We start from the raw sequence: 24,815 nt of genomic DNA on the forward strand, positions 1-24,815 counted from the left end.
TCGCAGTCGCGTCCATCGGGTCGCTTCCGTCGGGCGGGGACGGGCGTCTCCGCGGATCGATCGACGATGCTTGGTATCGAGACCGACGCGAGCGGCTCAGACGAGTCGTTCGGTGAATCGATCGACCGTCTGGATCTCGTCGTCGTTGATCTCGTGGCCGAGCCCGTCGTAGAGTCTGCTGGTCACGTCGCCACCGAGTCGTTCGAACACCCTCGCCGATTCCTGAACGCGCTCGGCCGAGACGTAGGCGTCGTCGGAACTACAGCCCAGGAACACCGGCGTTCCATCGATGGTCCCACCGTAGTCGTCTCCCGTTTCGGGTCCGAGTAGGCTTCCCGACAAGACCACCAGACCGCCGTATCGACGGGGGGTTCGTGCCACGAACTCACTCGCGAGACACCCGCCCTGTGAAAACCCGAACAGAAGCGTTCGTTCCGTCGGGATGTCGGCGTCGGCCGCCACGCCGAGCGCCGCCGAAACGCGGTCGAGCGCGGACGAGAACCACGGTTCGTTGTCCTCGTACGGCGCGTAGCCCGATCGAGGGTACCACGTGCGCCGGGCGGCCTGCGGAGCGAGGTACATTACGCCGTGATGGTGGAATTCGTCGGCGAGTCGGAGCACCTGCTTGGCCGTCGAACCGCGACCGTGGAGCAGTATCACCGCAGCGTCTGCCGCCGGCGGCGGCGCCCCCGCCGTCTCGATCGGCTGATCCCGATGTGGGTCGTCCCGAGACTGGACCGCGAACGGGTCGCTCATCCGTTCGAATCAGACGCGGACGAGACGTCGAGCGGGCGGAGCTGTCCCTCGATCATCTCGCGATCTTCCTCGAGCCAGGGCGGGAGGTACAGCGACTGTCCGAACGTATCGAGGTCCTCACCCGCTGTGAGACCCGGTGCGTCGGTCGCGATTTCGAACAGGATCCCGCCGGGGTCCCGGACGTACAACGAATGGAAGAAGTGTCGGTCCTTCACCCGTGAAACGTCGTAGTCACGCTCCCGAAAGAGGTCGTGCCACTCGTACAGTTCGTCTTCGTCCGAGACGCGCACGGCGACGTGGTGGATCGACCCGGCACCTTCCCGCCCGAAGTCGCTATCCCGATCGAGAAGGTCGACGACGGTCGCGCGGTCACCCGGTGCCCGATACCGGACGCGGTCCCCCTCCTGACCGACGAGCTCGAACCCTAGCGTGTCCAGCACGCTCGCGGTAACGAACGCGTTCGCCGAGAGCAGCGTCACGCTATGGATGCCGCGAATTGCGTGACGCGGCGGAATCGGTCCGTCCGCCCACGGCTCCACGGTCGATTCGCCGGTGACGAGTTCGAGTCGTGTCCCGTCGGGGTCGGAGAACCGGAGCACCGTCTCGTCGAACCGGTCGAACGGTTCTTCGACATCGACGCCGTGTCTACGGAGTCGCTCTCGCCAGTAGGACACCGAATTCGGCGGGATCACCAGTCCAGCGGTGGTTATCTGTGGTTTCCCGATCCGACCGTCTTCCTCCGCGGGGTACGGAAAGAACGTCAGGCTCGCGCCCGGTGAGCCGGTTTCGTCGCCGTAGAAGAGGTGTCGCGTGAACTTCTCGTTGAAGTTCACCGTCTGTTTGACGAGGCGCAAGCCGAGAACTCCCGTGTAGAAGTCGACGTTCTGCTGGGCCTCGCGGACGATACCGGTAATGTGGTGGATTCCGGGAGTGTCTGTGAGCATCGACGGTAATCGCTGGTAGACCCCGAGGGGAAATCATCCTTCGGTTCCCGTGGCCGCAGTCGCGTCCGACCGCCAGCGGGCTCGTCGAGAGTCGTTTCGGCCGGCCGTATCGAGCGAATCATTAAGTGTCCGGTTCCCGTCAACCAGTTCGAAATATGTTACCACTCCAACAGGCTATCTCGCTCGACCCACAGCAGTACGTGCCACCGCTTATCAGCGCAGTCACGACGATCGTATTGTTCGTCGTCGTGTTCGCGGTCATCTATCTCCTCGGGAGGTATTTCGTCACTCAAGCGGTGGAACGCAGTCTCAGGCACCGGGGTTTCGACGAAACGCTCGTCGGTCTCGCGGTGAGCACTGCCGTCGTACTCACCGCCGTCGTGGCGGTCGCGCTGGCTGCGACGGTCGCTGGCTTCGGTGTGGTCCTGGCCGCGTTCGCGACCCTGGCCGGGGCGCTCGCGCTCGCCGTCGGCTTCGCCGCCCAGGACCTCATCGCCAACTTCGTCGCCGGGGTGTTCATCATTCAGGACGAACCGTTCACGGTCGGCGACTGGATCGAGTGGAGCGGGAACAGCGGCGTGGTTCGAGAGATCCAACTGCGAGTGACGAAACTGGACACGTTCGACAACGAATTGGTCACCGTCCCGAACAGCGACCTCGCCAGCGCGGCAGTGGTGAACAACGTGGCGAACGACCAACGACGGGTGTCAGTCGGCTTCGGGATCGGGTACGAGGACGACATCGAACAGGCACGCGAGGCGATCATCGACGAGGGGTCGCGCATCGAGGGCGTCCTCAGCGACCCTGCGCCGACGGCGCCCGTGAGCTCCCTCGGCGACTCGGCGGTCGTGCTCTCGGGACGGATCTGGATCGATCCCGAGGAGAGCAGTTACGGCGCGATCCGCGCGCAGTTCGTCGAGGCAGTCAAAGGGCGGTTCGACGCCGAGGGGATCGATATGCCGTATCCCAACACCGAACTTTCCGGGGGGATCGAAGTCACGAACGTCGGCGGAGCCGGGGAGGCTGCAGGCGACTGAACGACGGTCCATTCGTCGCGTCGGCGAAGTCGAAGAACCGCTGTCGGCGGTGGCAACCGAGAGTTGATCTTCCGCGATTTTATTTCCAGATGACACGTATCACTATACGGCGCCGTGACAGGTGCTAAAATCCCTATTTGGTGACTGATGAGTTGCAGTTGTCACTGCGCGATCAGCGCCAAGATCGCTCGACCCCACGTGCACGGAACCGTATCGCGAACTCCCGGCCCCCCATAGAAATCACACATCGATGGTCTCGGTACGATCAGATATGGTTATGTCCTCAGGGCGCCAATAGAGAGCGATCAATATGGAAAAAAACGTCGGAGGGTACGATCGCACTGCTCGCCTCGTGCTTGGTCCAATCCTCGGAACCATCTCGTTGGCGGCTCTTGCTGGATACGTTAGCCTGGGGTTCGGTCCGCTATCAACAGGTATCGTTGCCGCGCTTTTCGGCCTGGTCGCCGTAGTGCTCATCGTCACCGGAGCCACCCAGCAGTGTGTCCTCAACCGTGTGCTCGGGCTTGACACCTACCGTCCCGAGCGCTCGACTGAAAGCGAAGAGACTGTTCAGTCGCGAAAGTCTGTGTAAACTACCCTAGCCCTATTCTCACCCTTCTTCCCGCGGTCCTTCGGCCCACTCGAATGGTCCCCGGAACGGGACTCCGCGCTACATTCGTTCGCTTCACTGATGATTCCGCCAGGCGGAATCTGAGAACGTGAGACTGTGAGTCTGCACGATGGCTTTCACATAGACTCTCGCTCCGGCCGCCGTCGCGGGTCGCAGTCGACGAGACTGCTGTCGACACAACGGCAAGTTATCTTGAAATCATACTGCATTATACTCCGGCCCCAAGTCGTTGCTTGGGGTCGATCTTTTTCGACCGACCAAGCACCGATGCAGCGCAGATTCTCTCGAACAACTCTTTGGGAAATACGATCTCTCAAACACCGAACTTCTCATCAGTTACTACACATAGCTGACTGCCATCTTTCGATTAGACTTGCTCAATTATCTCGACTACGCGGACGAAAACCTCATCGAAAAGCGGTTTCACAGGCTCGAAATGAGAGTCGGCGGCTTCCGTCACCCGCGGGGCCGGCAGTCTGGATATTATCGCCAAGTGTATTGTATAATTTTCAAAATACTATAACTCCCTACGACCACAATATATGTCGGATAACCAACTGTCAGTTGAGGGACTATCCTGGCAGTGCCACCCGCAGCAGACAATGCAGTTGCTTGCAGAAACTGCGTCTGAGCGCAGCGGTCGGTGACAGACCGCACTCTGTCGTTCATTGAGTTACGGCAAGGGTTGTATCGGGGTCCTAACTGACCGTCGTACCAAATGATCCCCCTCGTACTTCGTAGCCGAATCTGGATTCGAAAATGTGAATCCACGCGGTCGACCTCAATCGGCGTTATCTCTCAGCAAAAGCGCGACGCCTGTGATCGATACGGACGCACCGAGGAGAATGAGACCGAGGTATCCAACTGCTATCGATCCGATATCCTGAATAGCCGAATGGTACTCGTTGGTCACGTGTGTGAACAGCAACAGCGTCCCTGCGACACTGACTGATAACCCGACAGCGTTCATCCAGAGTCCAGCCCTTGGCATACTACCGCCTCGTTCGATTCAAATAAGCTGTAGCACGTTTTTAATAGTCTTGGTGGACTCCTGCCATAAGAGCGTATAGAACCAGCGGGAGGCCGAGCGCGGCGCGCCACCAGCGCGGCGCGACACGCCACCGGAGTACCTGTGAGAACCAGCCCTTCAGGCTCCCGCCCGTCAGGTACGTCACGATGGCGGCCGAGACGGGCGGCCCGAAGCTCCCAGCGACGAGGATAGCCGGCGTGTCGTACGCGATCCTGCTCGATCGATACCAGCCAAGACCGGGAACCAGATTCCCCAGGTAATCGCGTAAGCACCGACGAAAAACGCGAGGACCGGGTGCTCCTCACTCCACTCACGGATCGAATGCATACTTTCCTCCGTAGTTGTCGGTTCGTCGAATCCGAGCTGAGTACTGTCGCCGATTCCCTAGTATCGAGAAAACAGCAGTGATCTACACCACTCTCGCTTGCGCCGCCGCCACTTGATCAGGTGTCATCTGGGCCGTTCCCGGACGATGAGAGCGTGGACACGAAGTTATGTGATGGAAACTACTATTGAGAACGACTATGGCCCCCCTCCGAACCTTCGTTCGCGAGCATCGCTTCCCGACGTTCGTCGTCCTGACGTTCGTCCTGACGTGGATCCCGTGGGGCGTAGTCACCGTCGAACTTCGCGCTGGACGGTCAGACATCGTAACGCCGCTCGTCCTCCTCGGTGGGTTCGGACCGTTTATCGCCGCCGTCCTCACTGTCGCCGGTAGTGGTGACATCCGGTCGTGGCTCGGGAACCTCGTAGACGTGGGGGCACCGCTCCGTGTCTGGGCGGCGGCGGTACTCGTCCCGGTCGGCCTCTACGTCGTCGCGCTGGCCGTCTCCGTGCTCGCCGGTAGTGGATTCGACCGGGCTGGTCTCCTCCCGGCTGCAGCCCTCCCCGCAGTCGCGTTCGCGACGTTCGTCCGCGGTGGGCTCGAAGAACCCGGGTGGCGCGGGCTCGGGCTGCCGGTCCTCCAGCAGCGCATCGGTGCCTTTCGGGCGAGTGTGGTCATCGGCGTTATCTGGGCCGTCTGGCACGTCCCGCTGTTTCTCTTACCTGGAAGCTCGCAAGCCGGTACGCCGTTCGCACTGTACGCCGCGGTCGTTGTCGGTATCAGCGTCATCACGACCTGGCTGTACAACGCGGCAGGCGGACGGGTACTTGTTCCGGTCGTCTTCCACACGCTCTCGAACGCGGTGTCGGTGACGACCGCCGGTGGATTCGTCGGCGACGAAGTCGCCTCCGTCCTGGCGCTGTTGGTCGTCGTCTGGGCTCTCGTGTTGGTCCTCGTCTGGCGATACGACACTACCCGACTTTCGTCCCAGCCCCTCCCGGATGGAGGGCTCGATTTGACGACGACCGAAACCGGCACGGGTCAGACTGAGGATACGGTTGCCGGCACCTCTCAAACAAATCGTCCGGAGTAATATTTGCGCCAACCGGACAGTGTCGTACAACTCTTCACAGGGGTTGATTTCAGATAGTGGAAAATGAATCAACTGTTCAGTACGCCTTCTTACCTATCGCTCAATCCAAAGGATGGCTCTGTAGAAAACCATCATTATAGTGGGAGGGATCTGGCAAAGTCTCGAAGTGTGATTTCTAGTAGAAGGCTCTCTTCGGGCCAGGGAACGATACCACCATTTACAATCCTCAGATGCAAATATTCGATCATTATGGAAGGCAATGAAGCCAAATCTCGTCTGAAATATCGGTTACAATCTGCCGTCAAAGACAACTCCGACCTCCACTCCGCGTACTTGTTGGTCCATTCCGACAGCCGTAACGTTCACTGGAATCTAGCCACCGGTCAGACGGCGGGTATCGAAGCCGCTCCAGAGCAACCATACTACGCAGCCAGCATCGGCAAGACCTTCACCTCGACAATCGTGGCTATGCTGGCCGACGACGGGCAACTGCGCTTCGATGACCCGATCTCGGAGTACCTGTCAGAGTCACTTCTCGACGGTCTTCACACGATCGACGGCACAGATTACACAGACGATATCCGCATCCGTCATCTCCTCGGTCACACGTCCGGACTCCCGCATTCGCTTCCCGAAGGCGGAAGGATGTTCTTGAATACTCGATTGGAAGAATCCTCCGAGGGGAACACACTGTTCGACGAGATGCTAGAGGAACCGGACCGGATATGGGAACCGGAAGAGACGATCGAGTGGGCAAAACAACATCTGGAACCGCACTTCCCACCAGGGGCGGACTGCTACTATTCGGAGTTCGGGTACAACTTGCTCGGATTGATCATCGAAAGCGTAACTGAGCAGCCGTATCACGAGGCGCTAGCGGAGTTCCTGTTTGAGCCGTTGGAGATGGAGCACTCGTACTTACCGCCGTTCTCTGACCCTGCTGTCGAAAGTGAGCTCCCCACAGCCCCGTTTTATATCGACGAGACGAGGATCGATGTGGATGACGTGCCCTCGTTGAGCGCATTCTGCGCCGGAGGGCAGACGGTGAACACCGCAGAAGAGCTATTCCGGTTCCATCGGGCTTTGGTCGAGGGGGACCTCGTCTCCGAGGAGACGCTCCAGAAGATGCAGCAGTGGAACAAACTGTGGCAGGGAATCGACTACGGCTACGGCGTCGTCCGCATCCGGCCATTGCCGTTTCTCAAACGCTTCCACTCGTGGGGTGGGTTGGGTGCGAGCAGTGCGTTTATGCTGTACAATCCCGCGATCGACGTCTATCTGATCGGGACTTTCAACCAGTGGTCGTATATGCGAAAGAGCATAATGTTTCTCCTCCGAACGCTGCGTTCGATTTCGAAGGTGGAGCCATCCGGACAATAGCTTTGGAGGCGAAAAACCCACGTTTCGAGTTCGCAGCCAGGAGCCCTCGTACTAACCGTGGGCATATCGGTGCGTAATCGATACGGTGGCTGCACTGAGCGATTCAGGAGTCCCAAACGCCGGAATAGATGAACCGTCGTCCCGTACCCGCTCACCACTCAACTCAGCCACTGCTATCACCCCTCGTCGCTGCTCACGGATGTCTTCGGTTCTACTATCGAGTAACCGGTCAAGCAGCCACCCGTCCGGATCGGAACGTGCGTTCGGACGTCCTTCGAATCCGCTCAGATCCCCGCTCAAGTTCGGTGGTCACCGATCAACGAGGAACGCTTCCAGGGGCCAGCGTGGCGTATGCTCCGGATGCTCGTCCGTATAGCCCATCCGGAAGAGGTGCTGTGGGACACCGGCGGTACTGTCGAGTAGCCCCTGCAGGCGCGTCCGCAACTCGGGGCGCTCCAGCGTCTGGCTCATCGGGTGGACGGCGACACCAGCGGTGGTGGCAAGCAGTGCAAGGCGTTCGAAGACCTGTCCCACCTTGACTTGCGTCATCGGATCGTCTGACTCCGTCGTCAGGACGGCGACGAGGGGTGCGCTCTCGATGAGTTTCGAGTTCTTTGCTGCTTCCCGGTCACCGAGATCGAGATGGGTGACGACGGCCTGGCCGATACGCGCCACAAGCCAGGAACTCCCGAGCGCCCCGAGCCCGATCCAGTGGCCCAGCTCCGTTCGATACTCCGGGTCGTCCATCAGCCGTCGGTCACCCTCAGCCTGTAACTCGCTCATAGACTGCTTCACCGCAGGCTCGTCGACGAGGTGCAACGTGACGTCGTCCTCGGCCACAACTGCGCCGAGTTCGTCTCGTACCGCTGTATCGAGCGTTCGGTCGTCGAACAGATCGTGACTCGTCGAGCGTTCTGTGATCGCATCGAACAGTTCCGACGGTCGGTGAGTCGACGGCTCGCTGTCGTCGTGGAGGGTGACGGTCGCCACGGTATCGGTGTCCGTCTCGCCGTGGTACTCGACGCGGGGCTCGACCTCGAAGTGTTCGGCTGCAACACAGAGATTTTCGATCGCACAGCCGACGCTGATGTACAGTTCCCGCTTCGTCGGGTCGGCGGCGTCCAGCCAACGCGATTCGTCGGTCCCGATGTCGACCTCGTTCCCCGACACGCGGAATCGCCACGGCTGGGAGTTGTGACTGGACGGGGCAAGTATCGCGTACCGAAGGAGGAATCGGATCTTCTCGTCTATGGCTGCGCTCGCTGGATAGTCGTTCGAGTCGAGCTCCCAGACCGATCTCGTGAGTTCTGGCTCACTCATACCACGTTGTTCTCTCGGGACGACAAAATGCAAGAGGGCCGATTTCGACCCCTGGGAATGCAGACTAGGTTGCCACAGGCCGTTGGAACGTCACAGATACGGCGAGACGATCGCTGGCACGACCCAGAGAGCCGCGATGCCGATCGCGGCTCAGCGAATCCGGCGCTGTAGGTTCAGTACGGCGAGTTCCTCGAGGAACACCGCCAGTACCGCGAGAACGACCGACGACAGCACGGTCGTCGTCACGAGCTGGAAGGTGACGAACTGGGTCGAAGTGAGCACGAACACCCCTGCGGGGACGAACAGGAACGCGAGATCGAAGAGCGACGACCCCACTCTCGTGTCCGACCACGAAGTCAGCGACGCAACACGATCGAGGGCGACTCCGACCACGAGTAACAGTGTGCTAGTGATGGTCTCCAGAAGAGCAACTCGTCGTCTCACTGTGCGTGAACCCTGTGAGAAACTGCCTTTTCAGAAGACCGCAAGATAATGGAGCTTCGACGAAACCCGTTTGATCGCGTACCGCATCGGAATTTTCACAAGTCTGTCGTTTGAAACCTGGACCACACGTGACTGCCAGCGCGGACTCCCAGCGCGTCGTGGTACTGACGGGCGGGACGAGTGGTATCGGTCGCATCGCTGCGAGAGACCTTGCTGCGCAGGGGGCGACTGTTGCGGTTATTGGGCGAAACCAGACGCGCGGTGACACACTCGTCGCTGACGCGACTCCGCTCGACGGCGATATCCGATTTCATCAGGCGGACCTCGCACCGCAGGCTACCGTTCGTTCCCTTGCCACGGAGCTCCTCGATACGTATGACCGGATTGATGCCCTCGTCCACAACGCTGGGCTCTCGTCTCGCCATCGCACAGAAACCGAGGATGGGGTCGAACTCACGTTCGCCGTTAACTACCTTGCCCCGTACCTGCTGACACACGAATTACTTGCTCGACTTCGAATCTCCGCCCCCAGCAGAGTCGTCGTCACCGCCTCAGACATTCACCGTCGCGCGAGGTTCGATTTCGACGATCTCCAATTCACCGAGGAGTACGATTCGCTCCAAGCATACGCCCGATCGAAACTCGCTACTATCGCGTTCACACGTGAACTTGCTGATCGACTCGAAGAGACCGGGATCACGGCGAACTGCTTTCACCCCGGCTTCGTCCCCACGACAAAGCTGTTCCGCGATGCCGCGGTCTGGACACGGGCGATGGTCCGGGCGGCAGCCATTATTCCCGGTATTGGAACCTCCAAAAAGGAAGGCGCACGGCGACTCTGTCACCTCGTGACGGCTCCGAAATTCAGTGAGCGAACCGGGGCGTACGTCACCGGGGAGGGGGTCACGTCCCCATCGACAGAAGCAACCGATCCAGAGAATCGAGAACAGCTTTGGAAGATCAGCGCCGACTTGGTCGACGTTGATCCCCAGTGGCTGTAGTCCAGAGGTCAGCTGTACGGACCGAATCAACTCCCGGGGGAAAATCGTTCCTCGGAGTTCATTGTACCAGTACCCCGATCGGATCCCCGCGAAGACACCGGTCAGGAGCAGCCCGCATCGAACGTCCAAGAGCGAATAATACGTCTTAGCTCGTCTACATTTATCAGTTCGGGAGTCGTTTCTGAGGTATGGAGACTCGATTACGGATGTATCTTGCCGGAGGCGTCGCTGCACTCGCTGCGTTCCTCTTCGTGTCCCTAGCCTTCTCGGGGCAATTCAACTTCGTACACGGTGGGGTATTCATCGTGTTCTTCGTCGTGGTAATGGTCGCCTTCGCCAATTTCATCGAGTGGGCCGAATCGCTCGAATCCAGTTGACGGGGGTTCACTGACGGATATGGAATCGATCTCGAAACCCAACAATGCTCACAGCGGCTAGTAGGTTATCTAATCCGGTTCAGCGTGTACTCGTCAGTGGTCTCCTCCGTGTCGAGAGCACTGTTCGCGGAGCACCCTGCCAGCGCTGTTACCGATACGGTACCGGTCACCCGGAGGAGTCGTCGTCTCGAGGGGACCATACTGTGTGCGGATCCTCCGGATGTTTGGCTCTGTTGAAATTCGGAGTTGGCATCTTTGTGGCATCGTTGCCGGTGGTGTCGGCGGAACCACGCCGACACTCACTCGTAATAAGGAAAATATTCATTCCGATATCGTGTCTGCAGTCAGTATGGCACCGGATCAATCGACGGCAGCCCAATTCGACTGGATTTCACTCGATGACGACGAAGAGGTCGTGTGGGCTGATACGCCCCACGAGAGTAGTCTCGTCCCAGCCCTCGTTGTGGGTGTTCCACTTGCAATCGTACTCGTTGGAATTCCCATCATCGTCGCCGCGTATCTTCACCGGGAGAACACCGAGTACGTCGTGACCAATCGGGCGCTTTACCGGAAAAGCGGTATCATCTCACGGAACGTCCAGCGCGTTGACCTCGGAAAGGTCCAGAATACGACGTACTCGCAGGGGTTCTTCGGTCAGCGTTTCGGGTACGGGACCGTCGAGGTGTCGACCGCCGGGGGGTCGGGCGTCGAACTCACGTTCGACTCGATTTCGGACCCGAAGCGAGTACAGGAACTCATCAACACGCAGACGAAAGACGATGGCTCCGACCGTCCCGACGACAAAGCCGCTGTTCTCGACGAAATCCTGACCGAACTGCGAGCGATCAGGGTCGCCGTGGAAGCACCTGAGCAGGAAGAAGCCGGAACCTCTGAGGAGTTATGACTGGTGACTGGCTGACGCTCGATGCGGGTGAAACCGTTGCGTGGGACGGACAGCCGAAACGCACGACCGCACTGCCGGGCGTCGGGACGGGAATAGCGCTTCTCGTCGGTGCGGCGTGGCTCGTCACCGTGCGGAACGAGTTCATCTTGGGGATCCTCCTCGGAATCGCTGGTGTCACCGTCGGATCCTGGGCGTACCTCAGCGTGATAAACACCGAGTACGTCCTTTCTGATCGAGCAGTGTACACGAAACGAGGGGTAATCGGGATTCGGATCTCGGAGTCGTCGGTCTCGAACGTTCAAAATTCCGCGTTCTCGCAAGACGCACTCGGTTCCGTTTTCGGATACGGCACTGTCACGCTCGAGATCGCGGGCGGGGACGATATCCAGTTCCGGCGGATCGAGGAGCCCGAGACTGTCCGTCGCCTCGTTGATCACACAACGGGTGAGGAAATCCCGGGGAGTCTCGAACAGTGGCGTGCGGTACTAGACGAAGTGCGAGCGCTTCGGCAGGCGGTCGAGTCACAGGCCTCCTAGGCAGCGTTCATCTCGTCGAACAATATGCGAACACTGCTGAATGAGGATGTTCCTGCGACGCGGTCGAAGTAACGCACGGAATGTCGGTCATCGCTCCGAAGTTCGGTGGGACGGAAATCACTCACTCAGTACAGACGGGCTCCGGTCAGTTGTAGTGGTTTCCCGGTCGCAGGGAGTGAGAGGCTATGCAAGAGCAGTATGCGTGATGCCTCTATCGAGGGTAGCAGATTGTGCCTGTGCGGCTTCTTTTCGCAGGGCCTCAGAGAAGGATTCTCACACCTGAATGGGATTCAACCAAGACAGGTGAAGCGGTTCCCGAAGCCGCAGCCGATCTGTCCGAAATGTGCCGAACGTGGCCCGCTGAATATCGAGGGAGTAGTCAGAGCCGATTTGTTGGAGTAAGCAACGTCATATGATCCCCGCTCACTGATCTGGAAGAGTCAGTCGATGAAAGTCCCGCGTCGGAAGAGAATAATGAATCCACCGAGTGCGATCAGTCCGATAACGACCCCGACGAGTCCCTCCCCATTAACGACGAAGATTTGGCCGGCCACCAATCCTTCAACATTTGCGTAAATATCTCCGAGGATCCAGGGGTTGAGAACGTTCCAGATCAGGTGCAACATCATCACTGGAAACACACTCTCATCAGTGAGATAGTACGCGTACGAGAACGGAAACGAGATGGTGAATACGGCAACCGCCTGCACCGCGGTAATCAGGAGTGGGTTTGCGACGCCAATCGCTACCCCTGCGTTATAAAGAAACGCCGAGTGGAACAAGGCCCAAACGATACCGACAGCAGCCGTCGCCCTGACCCGCCCCCACCGCGCCGTGAGCTCCGGAAGCAAGTATCCGCGCCACCCGAACTCTTCACCGTACATCCGAATTAGCGACTCGAATAAAAAGACGACCAACAAGAAGACGCCACCCTGTCGAAGCGCGAGCACGACAATATTCTCTGGTCCGGCTTGATACGTCCCGAGACCCGTCGTTAGCGCCAGCAGTGCTGCGATCCCGATGAATCCGACCGGATAGACCACGGCAAAAAGGAGCGAGCGACCCGTCGACCCTCGAAGTGAAGAACTGACCGTTCGCAACACCGAGTGGCCCCGAGCCCGCCGGATAACGAGCGCAACAGTCGCTGGAGTGAGCATCAACAACAGGGTAGTGTACACCGGGACCGTATCAGTGATCAGCACGAACGAAATCACCCAACTCAGAATCAGCGTCCCGACGACGAACGCTCCAATCGCAATCGGAGGATCGAGGTTCGTCGAAGATTGTGGGTCGACTGTAGCCATACGTGTTAAATCACCCACACGAATCAAAAGCGTTTTTCACCCCAGGAAATCTTCAATCAGTGCCACAGGCTTGTTGGTTCATACCAGACAGACTCTCCCACATCAGTGGTGTTTACTTAATACAGAGGGTAATTATATTGTCCGAGATTCGAAGCGTGGAGTTACGAGGAGCTTCATACGTCTGGTTCTCGTTTGTGGTTCCCTGTTGCGTAAGCTACCACCCGTAGCCGTGAAACCGTTCAAGCAGTAAATTGTCTGTTGGACAGACGAACTAGCTAAAGGATTACTCTGTGGCTTCACTACACACGTTCGTCGGTCGCACGCTTGACGCTATCGTTTACTTCGTATCCGAATGCAGCATCGAGAATCGCGAGTGTCTGTCCGCCGCCGACCAGGCCGAGTCCAAAGACTGGACCCACAGGCAGACTAACGAACAGGCCGAGAGCATACACTGCCGCGCCGAGTACGCACGCCGTCGCGCTGCCGAAATATATCCACGCGCGCTTCGACACCCGCCGTCCGGTGTCGACGAATCCGACAGCAGGCAGGACCATCCAACCGAACAGTGCGATGCCCTGAAAGAGCGACCCCGACGACCCGACACGAAAGCCCATCGCACCGACCACCGTCGCGACGAATCCAGAGACGATCACCAGCCACCACGTGTGAAGGACGCCCTCCCGCATATCCGATCGGCCGGTCACAGCAAACCCCGCCAGCAGGGTTGCCATCACGACGTGGGCGATGAACAGCGTAGACGTGCTAACGATTCTGAGATGTGCGGCCGCCACGAACCCCCACGCTAACGGTATCAAGACGACCGGTCCGAACTCACGAGCCTGCCGAAACATACTTGCTCGGACTCGGGGCTAATCTAAAGAGGCTTGGTAAGTGATTCGAGGCTTCCGTCTCGCGCTTGGGACAGGAGTCCATCAGTCGCCTACGTCGTCGCTCGGAGTGACGCGGTCGGTCGGTCGGTTCCGCCCGTCATCGTCGTGGCACGGCCGGAGCGGTTCGATCCGTGGACCGCGTGCTGTCAGGTCGACCTCGGCGTCGATCTCGAACACGTCCGCGAGCAACTCCGCAGTGACAACCTCCTCGGGCGCACCCCGAGCCTGGATCGCGCCCTGCTTGAGCGCGACCATCTCGTCGGCGATCCGCGCCGCCTGTTGGATGTCGTGGAGGACGACCACTACAGTGATGTCGCTTTCCTCGCGCAGGGTCTCGATGATCTCCATCACTTCGAACTGGTGGTGCAGATCGAGGAACGTCGTCGGCTCGTCGCCGTTCTCGATACCGTCGGGGTCAGGTTCTGACCCGATGCCGGCCTCGGACGCTGCGAGTAGTCCAAACGCTTCGACCGCCCGCCCCCAGACGTACGGGTTTGCGTCACCGAGCCGCCTCTGGAGCGGTTCCGCTGCCTCCCCCAGATTCGCTGGGTGCTCGCACCCGACGACCACCAGTGCCGTACAGAGGTGATACCGGACGAGCTCGTTGTCGTCGTCGAGGTGTTCGGCCAGCGAGTCGATCTGGTGGCGAAGCCGACTCGGATCGCCGAGTGCGACGTACGCCAGCGTCTTCGCGAGTTTCTCTTTGACCTCGGGTTCGTCGAACGACAGTCCGATGCGGAGGTCTGCCAACGTCCCAGGGTCAGTAACTTCCCCCGGTGAGTCGACCGCGACGTACCCCAGTGCTTCGGCACAGCGGGCTCGGACGTAGTAGAACTCCTCGTCGTCGGCGAGACGCTCGGCGAGCGCGTCGACAGCGGGCAGGACGGCCGCCGGATCGGATTGAGCCAGCGTAACGAACAGTTTCGCGGTCGTCAGCCTGACAGCGCGGTCGTCGTCGGTCAGAAACGTCGAGAGCGGGCCGGCGAGAACCCCGAAAGAGCGTGGCGGTTCTTCAGCGGCGTTCCGAACCGCTCGCAGCGCGCGCTTTCGCGTCTCGGCATCGGCCGCGCCGAGCCGGCCGAGACACGCCACTGTCTCCTCGTGGGCCCCTTCCTCGAGGAAGTCAGTCAGGTGGTCTGGCGTTATCGGCTGGTCTGGTTCACTCATCGGCGCGATCGGTACGTGACAGACTTTATCAGCAGTCGCTTCAATCCGGTGGTTCTGCGCTGCCCCGCACACTGTCTTTGCTGGGTATCTCTGTCGTGTATCGACGAGATCGGGTACTACGTCCAGTACTGGCCGATTTCGGCGTACCGGGGAGTTTCACGTACCGCCCCTATGGTCCGTGTGGATTCTGGGAACGGCCTACTACGTCGAAACGGCGGGACAGGGATCCAGCGAGACGATCGAACGGTATATCGAAGGAGCAGAACACGTCTGAGTGTCGGTTTCACCCTCGGAGCCAGGTGGTTCAAGGGACCGTTGCTCTCTCGTCTCTCTGAAGGCGAAGTCTTCCGACGACCCCGAGGTGCTCGCCTCGCTTATTTGCAGGAGGCTCGACGGGGCACGTCACAGGCTCGGTCGCGTTCGACGGCCTGTTTCAGATCATCACGCCCGGTGTCTCCGTCTGGTTCTTCGGATGTATCCTCCCGCCGCTGTTCGGGGGAGTCGCTCGTCGCCGATATCCGGACGTTCAACGTGACGCAGATCCGCTGTCGCGTCCGGCGGTTTTCGCTCCGATCGGCCGCAGAGGCCTTCGCTGTCGTTCGATCTGTCGTCGTTCTCGTGGACCGCTACTCACTCCGGGCTCGACTCGCGAACGTTCTCGGCGGCCTGGACCATATTCTCGAGCGACGGTTCGACCTCGACCCATCGGCGCGTCTTGAGGCCGCAGTCCGGATTGACCCACAGCTGTTCTCTGTCGAGTACGTCCAAGGCCTTGTGGATGAGCGTCTCTATCTCCTCGACCGACGGAACGCGTGGGGAGTGGATGTCGTAGACTCCCGGCCCGATGTCGCTCGGGTACTCGAAGTCGTCGAAGGAGTCGAGCAGCTCCATCTTCGAGCGGGACGCTTCGATGGTGATCACGTCGGCGTCCATATCGACGATCGCCCCGATGATGTCTTCGAACTCCGCGTAGCACATATGCGTGTGAATTCCCGTCTCGTCCGCGACGCCACAGGAGGCGAGCCGGAAGCACTCCACGGCCCAGTCGAGATACCCTTCCCACTGACGCTCGCGCAGCGGCAGCCCTTCACGGAAGGCCGGTTCGTCGATCTGGATGGCCTGGATCCCGGCGGCTTCGAGGTCGAGCACCTCGTCGCGGATGGCGAGCGCGATCTGGCGGCACGTCTCGGCGCGCGGCTGGTCGTCGCGGACGAAAGACCACTGCAGGATCGTCACCGGGCCGGTCAGCATCCCCTTCACGAGCTCGTCGGTCTGCTCGTTCGCGTAGGAGAGCCAGCGGACGGTCATCGGCTCCGGACGGCTCACGTCGCCGGCGATGATGGGCGGTCGAACGCAGCGGCTGCCGTAGCTCTGCACCCAGGCGTTCTCGGTGAAGAGGAATCCGTCGAGCTGGCGACCGAAGTACTCCACCATATCCCCGCGTTCGCTCTCGCCGTGCACGAGCACGTCGAGGCCGATCTCCTCCTGTTGCTCGATCGCGTCGTCGATCCGACCTTCGATGAACGCCTCGTACTCCGCTCGGGAGATCTCTCCTTCCTTGTACGCGGCCCGCGTCTCCCGAACTTCGTCGGTCTGCGGAAACGAGCCGATGGTCGTGGTCGGAAGCTCCGGCAGGTCCAACGCGTCGCGCTGGAGTGCCCGCCGGGTGTCGCGGTCGGAGTCGCGTCGGACCATCCCGTCGTCGATGCCGTCGACGCGGCGCTGGACGGCGGGATCGTTGATCCACTCGGAGTCGGCTCGTGCCTCGATCGCGCGGCGGCTCCGTTCGAATATCGTCTCGGTGTCCTCGGTGTTTCCGGCCGCGCGGTCGGCCAGCGCCACGATCTCCTCGATTTTCTGCGTGGCGAACGCGAGCCACAGTTTCTCCTCGTCGTCGAGTGCCGGCTCGGCGCCGAGGTCGACCGGAACGTGGAGCAGCGAACACGACGGCCCCACGATGACGCGGTCGGATCCGAGAGCGTCGATGGCGGTCTCTACCGTCTCCAGCAGGCTGTCGAGGTCCGCTCGCCAGACGTTGCGACCGTCGACGAGGCCCAGCGAGAGCGACAGATCGTCGGGGACGCCGTGATCGAGCGCCTCGTCCAGCTGTCCCTCGCCTCGAACGAGATCGAGGTGCAGAGACTCGACCGGGAGGCCGAGAGCGGTCGGGAGGTTCTCCGCCAGCGACCCGAAGTAGGTGGCGATATGCAGATCCAGGTCGGCGGCGTCGGCGAGCGTCTCGTAGGCCGCGGTGTAAGCCGCCCGTTCCTCGTCGGAACGGTCGGCCACGAGGGTCGGCTCGTCGATCTGCACCGCTTCGGCCCCGGCGTCGTCGAGCTCCTGCAGTAGTTCCCCGTAGACCGGGAGCAGGTCGTCGAGCAGATCGAGCGCGTCGAAGTCCTCCTCCTGGCTCTTTCCGAGCAGCAGGAACGACACCGGCCCGATCAGGACCGGCCGCGTGTCGATCCCGAGTGCCGCAGCCTCCTCGTACTCGTCGATCACTTTCGTCGAGGAGAGCGAAAACTCCGTATCGCTGGCGAACTCCGGGACGAGGTAGTGGTAGTTCGTGTCGAACCACTTTGTCATCTCCATCGCTTGTACGCCGGAGCCCTCACCTTCCAGGTCCTTTTCCTGGAGGCCGCGGGCCATCGCGAAGTAGGTGTCGAGGTCTACCGTGTCGCCGTCCCAGGGGAAGCGATCCGGCACGGCCCCCACCATCGCGCAGGTGTCGAGCACCTGATCGTAGTACGAGAAGTCGTTGGCGGGCACGAAATCGAGCCCGAGGTCGTCCTGTTTCCGCCAGTGCCTCTCGCGGAGTTCCGCTCCCTCCGCGAGGAGGTCCTGTTTCGAGCGCTCGCCGTTCCAGTACCCCTCAACGGCCCGCTTGAGTTCGCGGTGCGCGCCGATCCGTGGGAATCCGAGGTTGGTTGTCGTCGGCATGTATACACGTGAGTGATTATTTGGAAAAAATTTATGCACCACGTCAATCCCTGACGGTTGTGTCGATTCGTCGGGCGTGAGAGCGTGATGGGGAGTTCTGCTCGCGTTATCCGGTGGTTCCTCAGAATCCTGACAGCCTTCTCCAGGGAGAACAACTCCCGATTTCCCGTGTCGCGTGCACCACAGTTAGCGAGACTTCGATCACGAATCTGCGATGGGTCAAACGGCGACCGGTAGCCCCTCGTCGAGGAATCTCTCCGATCGTGTGCGGCCACAAACCTGCCGTGTTGTGTTCCTGGGGCCGCTTCGAGCGTCGTCCCTAACAGCATCGGCAGCCGTCGCCGCTGTCCTGCCACCCACCCAGTGCGCAGAAAGCATTTACAACGTACGAGCCAACGCCTGCGTGATGCCCTCCAGACGCGCGTATCTCACGACCCTCGCAGCCGCCGGACTCGCCGGCTGCGTCGGTCACTCGCCCGATTCGACAACTGAGACCACGACCGACACGGGGACGACAGCGTCTGAGACGGCCTCACGTCCCGCGGTAGCCGTCGAGGCGGTAGCCGTCCAGTACGCCTACCGGCACATTCAGAACGTGGATTGGAACGCGATCCGCACGGCGGACGGCCAGTTCGTATTCGTCACGGTGAACGCCACCGACGCGGCTCCGACCCCCGGTCGGGAGGCGTTTTCGCTCGTCGCCGACGAGGAGCGCTTCGATCCAATCACGATCGAGCATCAGTATCCGGTCGACCGTGACGTCCCCGAAGCGCCGTATATGCCCGGCCAGACGGATGCTGACCCGTACGGGTGGCTGCTGTTCGATGTGCCGGCACAACTCGAGACGCCGCCATCGCTCGGTCTGGAACGCGACGGTAACTCTTGGACGTGGGACCTCGATACCGAGAAGGCGACGACACCGCCGCCAGGGTGGGAGTGGACGGTGAGCGCCCCCGAGACGGTCGCGCCCGAGGAGACGTTCGAGATTACGATCGGCGCCGAGAACGTCGGCGACGGCCCCGGGACGTTCCGCGGCGCGGTGAACTTCTCGTATCCGCTGTACCGGCCGAAGGGATTCGACATCGTACTCGACCCCGGCGAGACCGGCGAAGCCACCGTTTCGGCGAGTAGCGAAGGCGCCGATCCGGGGAGGGAACTGGATTACGGGATCCGGACGCCGACAGAGCAGTCGGGAGTGAGTGTCACCGTCGCGTCCGAGTCGCCATCGACTGCGACTCCGACTGCGAATTCAACTGCAAGAACCGACGCGGAGTGAGACGTCCGCCATACGCATCGCTCGCCACGTTTCTGTCCGTCTGCCGGGTGGTTCGGCCCGCCTGTCTGCGATCGTCTCGCTGATGCCTGTCGCAAGACGGCGGTCTATTTCCGAGTGGATGCGGTAACTTATGGTATGAGCTCTTCTGTAGTCTGCTTTCGGTGTGGTGAACGGTACGACGACGAAACGCGGGTCCGCTGTGCGTGCGGTCAACCGCTCTGGTTCGACACGCCCGATACTGACTTCACCTTCTCAGACGATCGAGACAGAGACGGAATGTGGCGGTACGAGTCGCTGCTGCCGATCGAGCGACCCGACGGCGTCGCGCGCGCCGCCGGGGGGACGCCGCTCGTCAGAAGCCCGGGACTCGATCGGGCCGCTGGGTGCCGGGTGTACGTGAAAGACGAGAGCGAGAATCCGACTGGGGCGTACAAGGACCGCGGCAGTGCCGTCGCGGTTTCACACGCTATCGAAGCAGGTGCCGACGTCGTCGGCACGATCTCGTACGGGAATATGGGAATCAGCACGGCCGCCCACGCTGCCAGCCTCGGCCGAGAATGCATCGTGTTGGTACCCGACGAGATCCCGCAGGCCCGACTGGAGCTGATTGCGCAGTACGAGCCTTCGATCGTGCAGGTCGAAGGCGACTACGGAGCCCTGTACGCCGATGGGGTGGCCCTGTCGGCGTCGCATCCGATTTCGATTCTCGTCAGCGATGCGCCAGCCCGCATCAGCGGGTACAAGACGGTCGTCTTCGAGATCTACGAGTCGCTCGCCCCGAACACGCCCGACGCGATCGCGCTGCCAGCGAGTTCCGGCGGGTTCGCTTCGGGAGTCTGGCGCGGGCTTCGCGACCTCGCGGCGCTCGACCTGCTCGACGAGCTCCCGCGGCTGTATCTCGTCCAGACCGCCTCCGCCGATCCGATAACGCGAGCCTTCGACTCTGGGGCGACGGAACCAACGGCTCTCTCGCCCGAGGAAACCGAGGAGACGATTGCGCACTCGATCGGGAATCCGGACCCACCGAGCGGCGCTCGTGCGCTCGCGGCCGTCCGGGAGACCAACGGCGCCGTCGTGTCGGTCACCGACGCGGAGATTCGGACCGCCCAGCGACGGTTCGCCGTCGATGGTGGCTTCTGTGTCGAACCCGCGGCAGCGACGCCCCTAGCCGGCCTCACGCGTCTTTCAGAGCGCGGCGCGATTGCTTCTAACGAGGAGGTCGTGATCGTGCCGACCGGGACTGGCTTCAAGGAACGTGGGACGGGCGACGTGCCGGTCAGTACCGAGCGAACGAGTCGGTCGGCGTTGCCGGAGTTGCTCGAATCGCTTCTCGACGCACGCTGACTCGGACCGGAACCAACTGACCCTGTTGAGAGCTTCCGGGAGGGATAGAACTGGCCTGTCGAATATTTTCTGGCACAGACCGCGTTAGTTCTGCGTCGATTTGTCTGTGGGAGCGGCGAGGACGTACGTAGGTCTCATCCGACGATCTCAGCCCAGTATCTCGTATTGGTGTTCGACGATGCCGGTGTCACGGACTGTGGTGTCGAGCAGCCGGAGCTCCTGTCGGTCGTAGGGTCCTGCAAAGAGCCGCACACCACCGCCCTCGAGAAGCAGGGGAACACGGTCGTCGAACGCAACGAACAGTACGGTATCTGACTGGCTTCGACGATCGCCCGGATTCCCACCGGCCGACGATTCCCGAACGCATCTCACGTGCCGGTCCCCCTGCAGTATGGCCCGGGGGTGTTTGCGGGGCGGCAAGTGCAATGGACGGATTCCGACCTCCGCTCCGAAGGTCGTTCACTCCGGGGATTCCCGACTCGTTCGACGCGGTCCGGGAGTATATACAGCGCGCGTTTGAGCCTTGAGAGACTTTTTGACGATACTACGTCTACGAATAGCTACGATGATGAACCAGACGCTCTATCCCGCGCTCATAGGAGCGAGCGACATTGGAATCGCGGTGGTCCTCCTCCTGATCGCCCCGTTACTTGGGGTGATGATGGCTGTGGTCGGGGCTCTCGTCTTGGCGATGTGTATCGTTCAACAACTCGATCAACCACCCACGACGAAGCGGTCTCGGGTCGTGCGTGACGCGTAAGCGACCTCACTTCCGCAGCCGTGGACAGGTAACACAGAGAGACTGAGTGCGGATTGGGAGTACGGCTGACTCGCAGGCAGCGGGATCATTACGAACGTCCGATCTGGGCAGGATCGTGAGTAAATCGCTACGTGAGACCTTCTCGAACGGGCGGCCCGGACGCGGGATCAGATCGGTCAACGCAGTAGGCTCCACGACCGCTCCCGAATTCCCGAGAGCGACGCGATTCTATCGTCAGTCGAACACACCCCGGAAACGGAAAACGATGAGACGCGGGGAAATCTCCGGCTCACGGTTCTGTTTCGTCCGTCCCGGGCGGAGCAACACCGAGTCGCCCCTCGACGAAGGCGGCGAAATCGCGGGCGAACGCCTCAACTTCTTCCCAATCGGTATACTCGTAATCCTGTGACGTGTCCGTATCACCTGTCGCGTCCGCGGCGATCCGCTTCATCAGCAGGCGCGTGAGAAAGCCGTACTCCGAATACCGCAGGGCCCCGCCGAACAGACCGATCCGGTCAGGGTGCCAACCGGTCGACTCGACGAACTCGTCGACGTACTTCGCAGCCTCGGCTCGCCGTTGCTCGTCGGCGGTCGCCGACGACAGAGACACTTGAAAGAACCCTGTCGGACGGCTCGTCAGCACGTCGCGATGCTCGCCGACGAACGTTCGGACGGCTGACTGATGGGTACCGACGTGGATCGACGAGCCCACCAGAACGGCGTCGAACTCCGTGAGAGGTTGGTCAGGAGAGCCCTCACCGAGGTCGGCCACCGTGACCTCGTGCCCCCGGTCTCGGAGCGTCGAACCGATTCGAGTGGCTATTTTCTCAGTCTGTCCCTCACCGGTGCCGTAGCACACCAGAAACGTTGCCATCGGTATCTGCCCCAGTAGCGTGTACCCGGGCCAGCCGAATAATATCGACCGTTCGTGTCGGTTTTCGTATGGAGAAAGCGAGACTGAGTCCTGCTCTGCGGGGCGGGAGGTATCGAGGAACACCCATCTTTGTTGGCTCCTACCGACCCGCTCGCAGCTCGACCGCGACGGGGCCTCGAGGAGGGAGCATACCAGACACCCACGTCCGATCAGTGAAGGAAGACTTCGTCCGATCCGTGGTTCTCGAGGACTACAGTGACGAAGAACGAGACATAACTGAAGCGGCCGTTTCAGTTTTCTGTACCGTTAAGACGCTATCGAAACACCGGCCACTATGGACACAGTACTCGCTTCGTCGCTCGCCGGGGATACCGTGATGACGACCGACGGCCTGGAACTCGGGACTGTGGAGAACGTCACGATGAACGTGAAGACGGGCGAACTTGCCTACCTGCGTCTGGATCCTGACAGCCAGCCGAGCAGCGGATTCGATCGGACCGAGGAGGGACAGTTACTCATCCCCGCAGACCGGGTCGAAGCGAAACAGGACTATCTGCTCGTTGCTCCGCCGCGGTAAGTCAGACCGGAAGTCCACTATTCTGTGACGCAGACGGTGGTTCCCGACTCGTGGAGGTGTCTGACTCAGGACGATCCCGGGTCTGTCGGCTGCAAACTATCTCCTCGGTGCGAACCAGCGAGGAATCCTCGCCTTCGTGGCGGACTGAGGTCCTCTCACCGACCGACTACGAGTCGCTCGAATCAGCGGCCGAGCGTCCCCAGAGCACATAGCCGAGACCGACGCCGCCCAGAGAGACGGCGGCACCGACGCCGGTTCCGAGAAGGAACCCCTCGCGCTCGTTTTCGGTCGAAGCTTCGCCGTACCGGTCACGGAGGTCGCTCTTGCTCTGGACCGAGCGATCTCGGGGCGCGTAATCCTGACTGTCCACGACGCCGTCGCCGTCGGTATCGCGTTGTCCACGCGCAGTTTCCTCTGTGGAAGAGGTCCGACAGGAACCGCTCGCAGCGACGCCAGTCGAGTCTTCGTTCGCAAGCGCGTACAATCGCCCCGACGAATCGCCGACGTAGACGACGCCGTCGACGACCACGGGCGGCGTGTTGACCCGGTCACGCAGTTGGTGAGTCCACTGCATCTCACCGGCGGTGGCATCGATACCGAAGACGTTGCCAGCGTCGCTTCCGAAGACGACGCACTCCTCGTCGGTGCCGACGACGGTCGGGGGTTGGCTGAGTCTCTCGCCGCCGTCGAACCGCCACTGCTCTTCTCCCGTGACTTCGTCGAAGGCGTAGAGGTTTCCGTCGGTTGCAGCCACGTATACGGTCCCAGTCGCGACCGCCGGCCGGACCCGAACGGCGACCTCTTCCCCCTCCAGCGTCGTTCGCCAGCGTTCGTCTCCCGTGATTCGGTCGAGCGCGGCCACGACTCCCGAGTGACTCCCCGCGAAGACGACCGCCTCCGACACTGCGACGGAATTGACGTACTCTCCGAGGTGTGCCTGCCATGCAACCTCCCGTGCACTCACGTCGAACGCGACGACAGATCCGGTCGTGGTTCCGCCGTAGACGTGCGTGCCGCGGCCGGCGAGATGGCCGTATATCGCAGCCGTGTCACTGGAGAGCCGATACGCAGTCTCGCCCGTCGAGGCGTCCAAGGCATACAGTACCGCACCCTCGGTAGCGCCGTTTTCGTCCGTCCGCTCGGTGGTCACGAACACCCGGGCCCCCTGAGAGTCGACGTCGAGAAGCAACGGTTGACTCGTCAGGGTGGACAATCGACGCGTCCACAGCTCGCGCCCCGAATCGAAACCGAGACAGCGGACAGCACCGTCGGTACTGATGTACACCCGATCGCCACGAACCGTCGGGGAGCCGCCGTCGAACGCCGCCCGCCACTGGCGTTCGCCGGTTCTGGCGTCGAGCGCTCGGAGCCCCTCAGCGGTCGCCGACAGGACAGTCCCGTCGACGACTGCCACCTCGGACTGGCGATGGGCGACATCGGTCCCGACGCACCAACGACGAGAGATAGGTGGTCGTGGCGAGCGTTCGTCTGCGTTGTAACCGGCTCGCGCCGACGTGACGCCGCTCGTTCGGTGGGTTCCGATTGGGGAACGTGTCCGCTTCTCGGTACCGGGAGTCGCGGAAGCGACAGTCTCGCTCGGTGTCGCTGCGGACGTCGTCGCGGTCGCGGACCGGCCATCGGGCGTCCCCGCAGCGGCCCCGCTCCAGGCAAGCGTCGCGCCCAGAAGCGATAGCAACTGTCGTCGTGAGTGGAGGGCTGGCACACGAGTGAGTGGGAGGCCTCCCGTGAAAAGAAGTGGCGGTCTCGCTCGTGGTTGGTCTGGGAGACATCCCTCGTCCGAGTGCGGGATTCCGACGCCGAAGCGGGAGTGGGGGCAACACACTGCGAGAAATCGGCTGGTGCGACGTGCTCGTTCCCCACTCGCTGGGTCCACAGCCGCCGTTC

At 61.3% G+C, this 24,815-nt stretch carries 24 protein-coding genes and 1 pseudogene; 14 read left to right on the plus strand and 11 right to left on the minus strand.

The features are described 5' to 3' along the window. Nucleotides 1–96: 96 nt before the first annotated feature. Entirely contained in the window at nt 97–756 is a 660-nt protein-coding gene (locus NO360_RS16210; protein WP_256308896.1) for an alpha/beta hydrolase, read from the minus strand. Next, a complete protein-coding gene (locus tag NO360_RS16215) occupies nt 753–1,700 on the minus strand; it encodes a ring-cleaving dioxygenase (protein ID WP_256308897.1) in 948 nt (315 codons plus the stop codon). The genes NO360_RS16210 and NO360_RS16215 overlap by 4 nt, the downstream gene beginning before the upstream one ends. 155 nt (nt 1,701–1,855) lie before the next feature. On the opposite strand from NO360_RS16215, the gene NO360_RS16220 reads away from it, so the two are divergent. Both NO360_RS16220 and NO360_RS16225 read left to right on the plus strand, forming a co-directional pair. Beyond that, complete coding sequence (locus tag NO360_RS16220; protein WP_256308898.1) at nt 1,856–2,737, plus strand: mechanosensitive ion channel family protein; 882 nt, start codon at nt 1,856–1,858, stop codon at nt 2,735–2,737. A 310-nt stretch (nt 2,738–3,047) separates the two neighbouring features. Next, complete coding sequence (locus tag NO360_RS16225; protein ID WP_256308899.1) at nt 3,048–3,329, plus strand: YgaP family membrane protein; 282 nt, start codon at nt 3,048–3,050, stop codon at nt 3,327–3,329. Nucleotides 3,330–4,149: 820 nt separating this feature from the next. On the opposite strand, the gene NO360_RS16230 is transcribed toward NO360_RS16225, so the two are convergent. Then, complete coding sequence (locus tag NO360_RS16230) at nt 4,150–4,359, minus strand: hypothetical protein (protein WP_256308900.1); 210 nt, start codon at nt 4,357–4,359, stop codon at nt 4,150–4,152. 563 nt (nt 4,360–4,922) lie between these two features. Here NO360_RS16230 and NO360_RS16235 point away from each other — a divergent pair. Both NO360_RS16235 and NO360_RS16240 read left to right on the plus strand, forming a co-directional pair. Then, complete coding sequence (locus tag NO360_RS16235) at nt 4,923–5,816, plus strand: CPBP family intramembrane glutamic endopeptidase (protein WP_256308901.1); 894 nt, start codon at nt 4,923–4,925, stop codon at nt 5,814–5,816. 249 nt (nt 5,817–6,065) lie between these two features. Beyond that, the gene (locus tag NO360_RS16240) at nt 6,066–7,196 is read left to right on the plus strand and encodes a serine hydrolase domain-containing protein (protein ID WP_256308902.1); all 1,131 of its coding nucleotides are present in this window, start codon (nt 6,066–6,068) and stop codon (nt 7,194–7,196) included. A 309-nt stretch (nt 7,197–7,505) separates the two neighbouring features. On the opposite strand, the gene NO360_RS16245 is transcribed toward NO360_RS16240, so the two are convergent. Continuing rightward, nucleotides 7,506–8,516, minus strand: coding sequence for an Acg family FMN-binding oxidoreductase (locus tag NO360_RS16245; protein ID WP_256308903.1), 1,011 nt, complete (start codon nt 8,514–8,516; stop codon nt 7,506–7,508). Between the two features lie 150 nt (nt 8,517–8,666). After that, nucleotides 8,667–8,852, minus strand: coding sequence for a hypothetical protein (locus NO360_RS16250; RefSeq protein WP_256308904.1), 186 nt, complete (start codon nt 8,850–8,852; stop codon nt 8,667–8,669). A gap of 236 nt (nt 8,853–9,088) precedes the next feature. On the opposite strand from NO360_RS16250, the gene NO360_RS16255 reads away from it, so the two are divergent. The 4 genes from NO360_RS16255 (at nt 9,089) to NO360_RS16270 (ending at nt 11,778) form a co-directional block, all read left to right on the plus strand. Next, nucleotides 9,089–9,961: an SDR family oxidoreductase gene (locus NO360_RS16255; RefSeq protein WP_256308905.1), complete on the plus strand. Its 873-nt coding sequence runs from the start codon at nt 9,089–9,091 to the stop codon at nt 9,959–9,961. Between the two features lie 188 nt (nt 9,962–10,149). Beyond that, nucleotides 10,150–10,338, plus strand: a complete 189-nt coding sequence (locus NO360_RS16260) for a hypothetical protein (protein WP_256308906.1) — start codon at nt 10,150–10,152, stop codon at nt 10,336–10,338. Nucleotides 10,339–10,543: 205 nt separating this feature from the next. After that, complete coding sequence (locus NO360_RS16265; RefSeq protein WP_345780212.1) at nt 10,544–11,242, plus strand: PH domain-containing protein; 699 nt, start codon at nt 10,544–10,546, stop codon at nt 11,240–11,242. Next, entirely contained in the window at nt 11,239–11,778 is a 540-nt protein-coding gene (locus tag NO360_RS16270; RefSeq protein ID WP_256308907.1) for a PH domain-containing protein, read from the plus strand. The genes NO360_RS16265 and NO360_RS16270 overlap by 4 nt, the downstream gene beginning before the upstream one ends. A gap of 440 nt (nt 11,779–12,218) precedes the next feature. On the opposite strand, the gene NO360_RS16275 is transcribed toward NO360_RS16270, so the two are convergent. The 3 genes from NO360_RS16275 to NO360_RS16285 all read right to left on the minus strand — a co-directional run bounded on the left by NO360_RS16275 (nt 12,219) and on the right by NO360_RS16285 (nt 15,139). After that, a complete protein-coding gene (locus NO360_RS16275) occupies nt 12,219–13,082 on the minus strand; it encodes a CPBP family intramembrane glutamic endopeptidase (protein WP_256308909.1) in 864 nt (287 codons plus the stop codon). A 299-nt stretch (nt 13,083–13,381) separates the two neighbouring features. Continuing rightward, on the minus strand, nt 13,382–13,933 hold the full coding sequence (locus tag NO360_RS16280; protein ID WP_256308910.1) for a hypothetical protein: 552 nt from the start codon (nt 13,931–13,933) through the stop codon (nt 13,382–13,384). A gap of 81 nt (nt 13,934–14,014) precedes the next feature. Continuing rightward, the gene (locus NO360_RS16285; RefSeq protein ID WP_256308911.1) at nt 14,015–15,139 is read right to left on the minus strand and encodes a HEAT repeat domain-containing protein; all 1,125 of its coding nucleotides are present in this window, start codon (nt 15,137–15,139) and stop codon (nt 14,015–14,017) included. Nucleotides 15,140–15,519: 380 nt separating this feature from the next. Between NO360_RS16285 and NO360_RS19000 the strand changes: the two are divergent. Then, a pseudogene (locus tag NO360_RS19000) lies at nt 15,520–15,685 on the plus strand (ACR3 family arsenite efflux transporter); the annotation flags it as partial. An 84-nt stretch (nt 15,686–15,769) separates the two neighbouring features. Here the strand turns inward: NO360_RS19000 and metE are convergent. Continuing rightward, a complete protein-coding gene (gene metE / locus NO360_RS16290) occupies nt 15,770–18,079 on the minus strand; it encodes a 5-methyltetrahydropteroyltriglutamate--homocysteine S-methyltransferase (protein ID WP_256308912.1) in 2,310 nt (769 codons plus the stop codon). A gap of 406 nt (nt 18,080–18,485) precedes the next feature. Here metE and NO360_RS16295 point away from each other — a divergent pair, with 406 nt between their 5' ends. From NO360_RS16295 to NO360_RS16310, 4 genes are all read left to right on the plus strand, one after another. After that, complete coding sequence (locus NO360_RS16295; protein ID WP_256308913.1) at nt 18,486–19,355, plus strand: hypothetical protein; 870 nt, start codon at nt 18,486–18,488, stop codon at nt 19,353–19,355. 135 nt (nt 19,356–19,490) lie between these two features. Beyond that, complete coding sequence (locus tag NO360_RS16300) at nt 19,491–20,699, plus strand: threonine synthase (protein WP_256308915.1); 1,209 nt, start codon at nt 19,491–19,493, stop codon at nt 20,697–20,699. A gap of 168 nt (nt 20,700–20,867) precedes the next feature. Further along, on the plus strand, nt 20,868–21,014 hold the full coding sequence (locus NO360_RS16305; RefSeq protein WP_256308917.1) for a hypothetical protein: 147 nt from the start codon (nt 20,868–20,870) through the stop codon (nt 21,012–21,014). Nucleotides 21,015–21,264: 250 nt separating this feature from the next. After that, nucleotides 21,265–21,459: a hypothetical protein gene (locus NO360_RS16310; protein WP_256308918.1), complete on the plus strand. Its 195-nt coding sequence runs from the start codon at nt 21,265–21,267 to the stop codon at nt 21,457–21,459. A gap of 289 nt (nt 21,460–21,748) precedes the next feature. Here the strand turns inward: NO360_RS16310 and NO360_RS16315 are convergent, their stop codons facing one another. Further along, nucleotides 21,749–22,333: a flavodoxin domain-containing protein gene (locus NO360_RS16315; protein ID WP_256308919.1), complete on the minus strand. Its 585-nt coding sequence runs from the start codon at nt 22,331–22,333 to the stop codon at nt 21,749–21,751. A gap of 334 nt (nt 22,334–22,667) precedes the next feature. On the opposite strand from NO360_RS16315, the gene NO360_RS16320 reads away from it, so the two are divergent. Further along, a complete protein-coding gene (locus NO360_RS16320) occupies nt 22,668–22,910 on the plus strand; it encodes a PRC-barrel domain-containing protein (RefSeq protein ID WP_256308920.1) in 243 nt (80 codons plus the stop codon). 166 nt (nt 22,911–23,076) lie between these two features. Here the strand turns inward: NO360_RS16320 and NO360_RS16325 are convergent, their stop codons facing one another. Continuing rightward, nucleotides 23,077–24,324 (minus strand): outer membrane protein assembly factor BamB family protein, encoded by a 1,248-nt coding sequence (locus tag NO360_RS16325; RefSeq protein WP_256308921.1) that lies wholly within the window; start codon nt 24,322–24,324, stop codon nt 23,077–23,079. Between the last annotated feature and the right edge of the window lie 491 nt (nt 24,325–24,815).

This window comes from Halobellus litoreus (assembly GCF_024464595.1).
GTDB lineage: Archaea > Halobacteriota > Halobacteria > Halobacteriales > Haloferacaceae > Haloquadratum > Haloquadratum litoreum.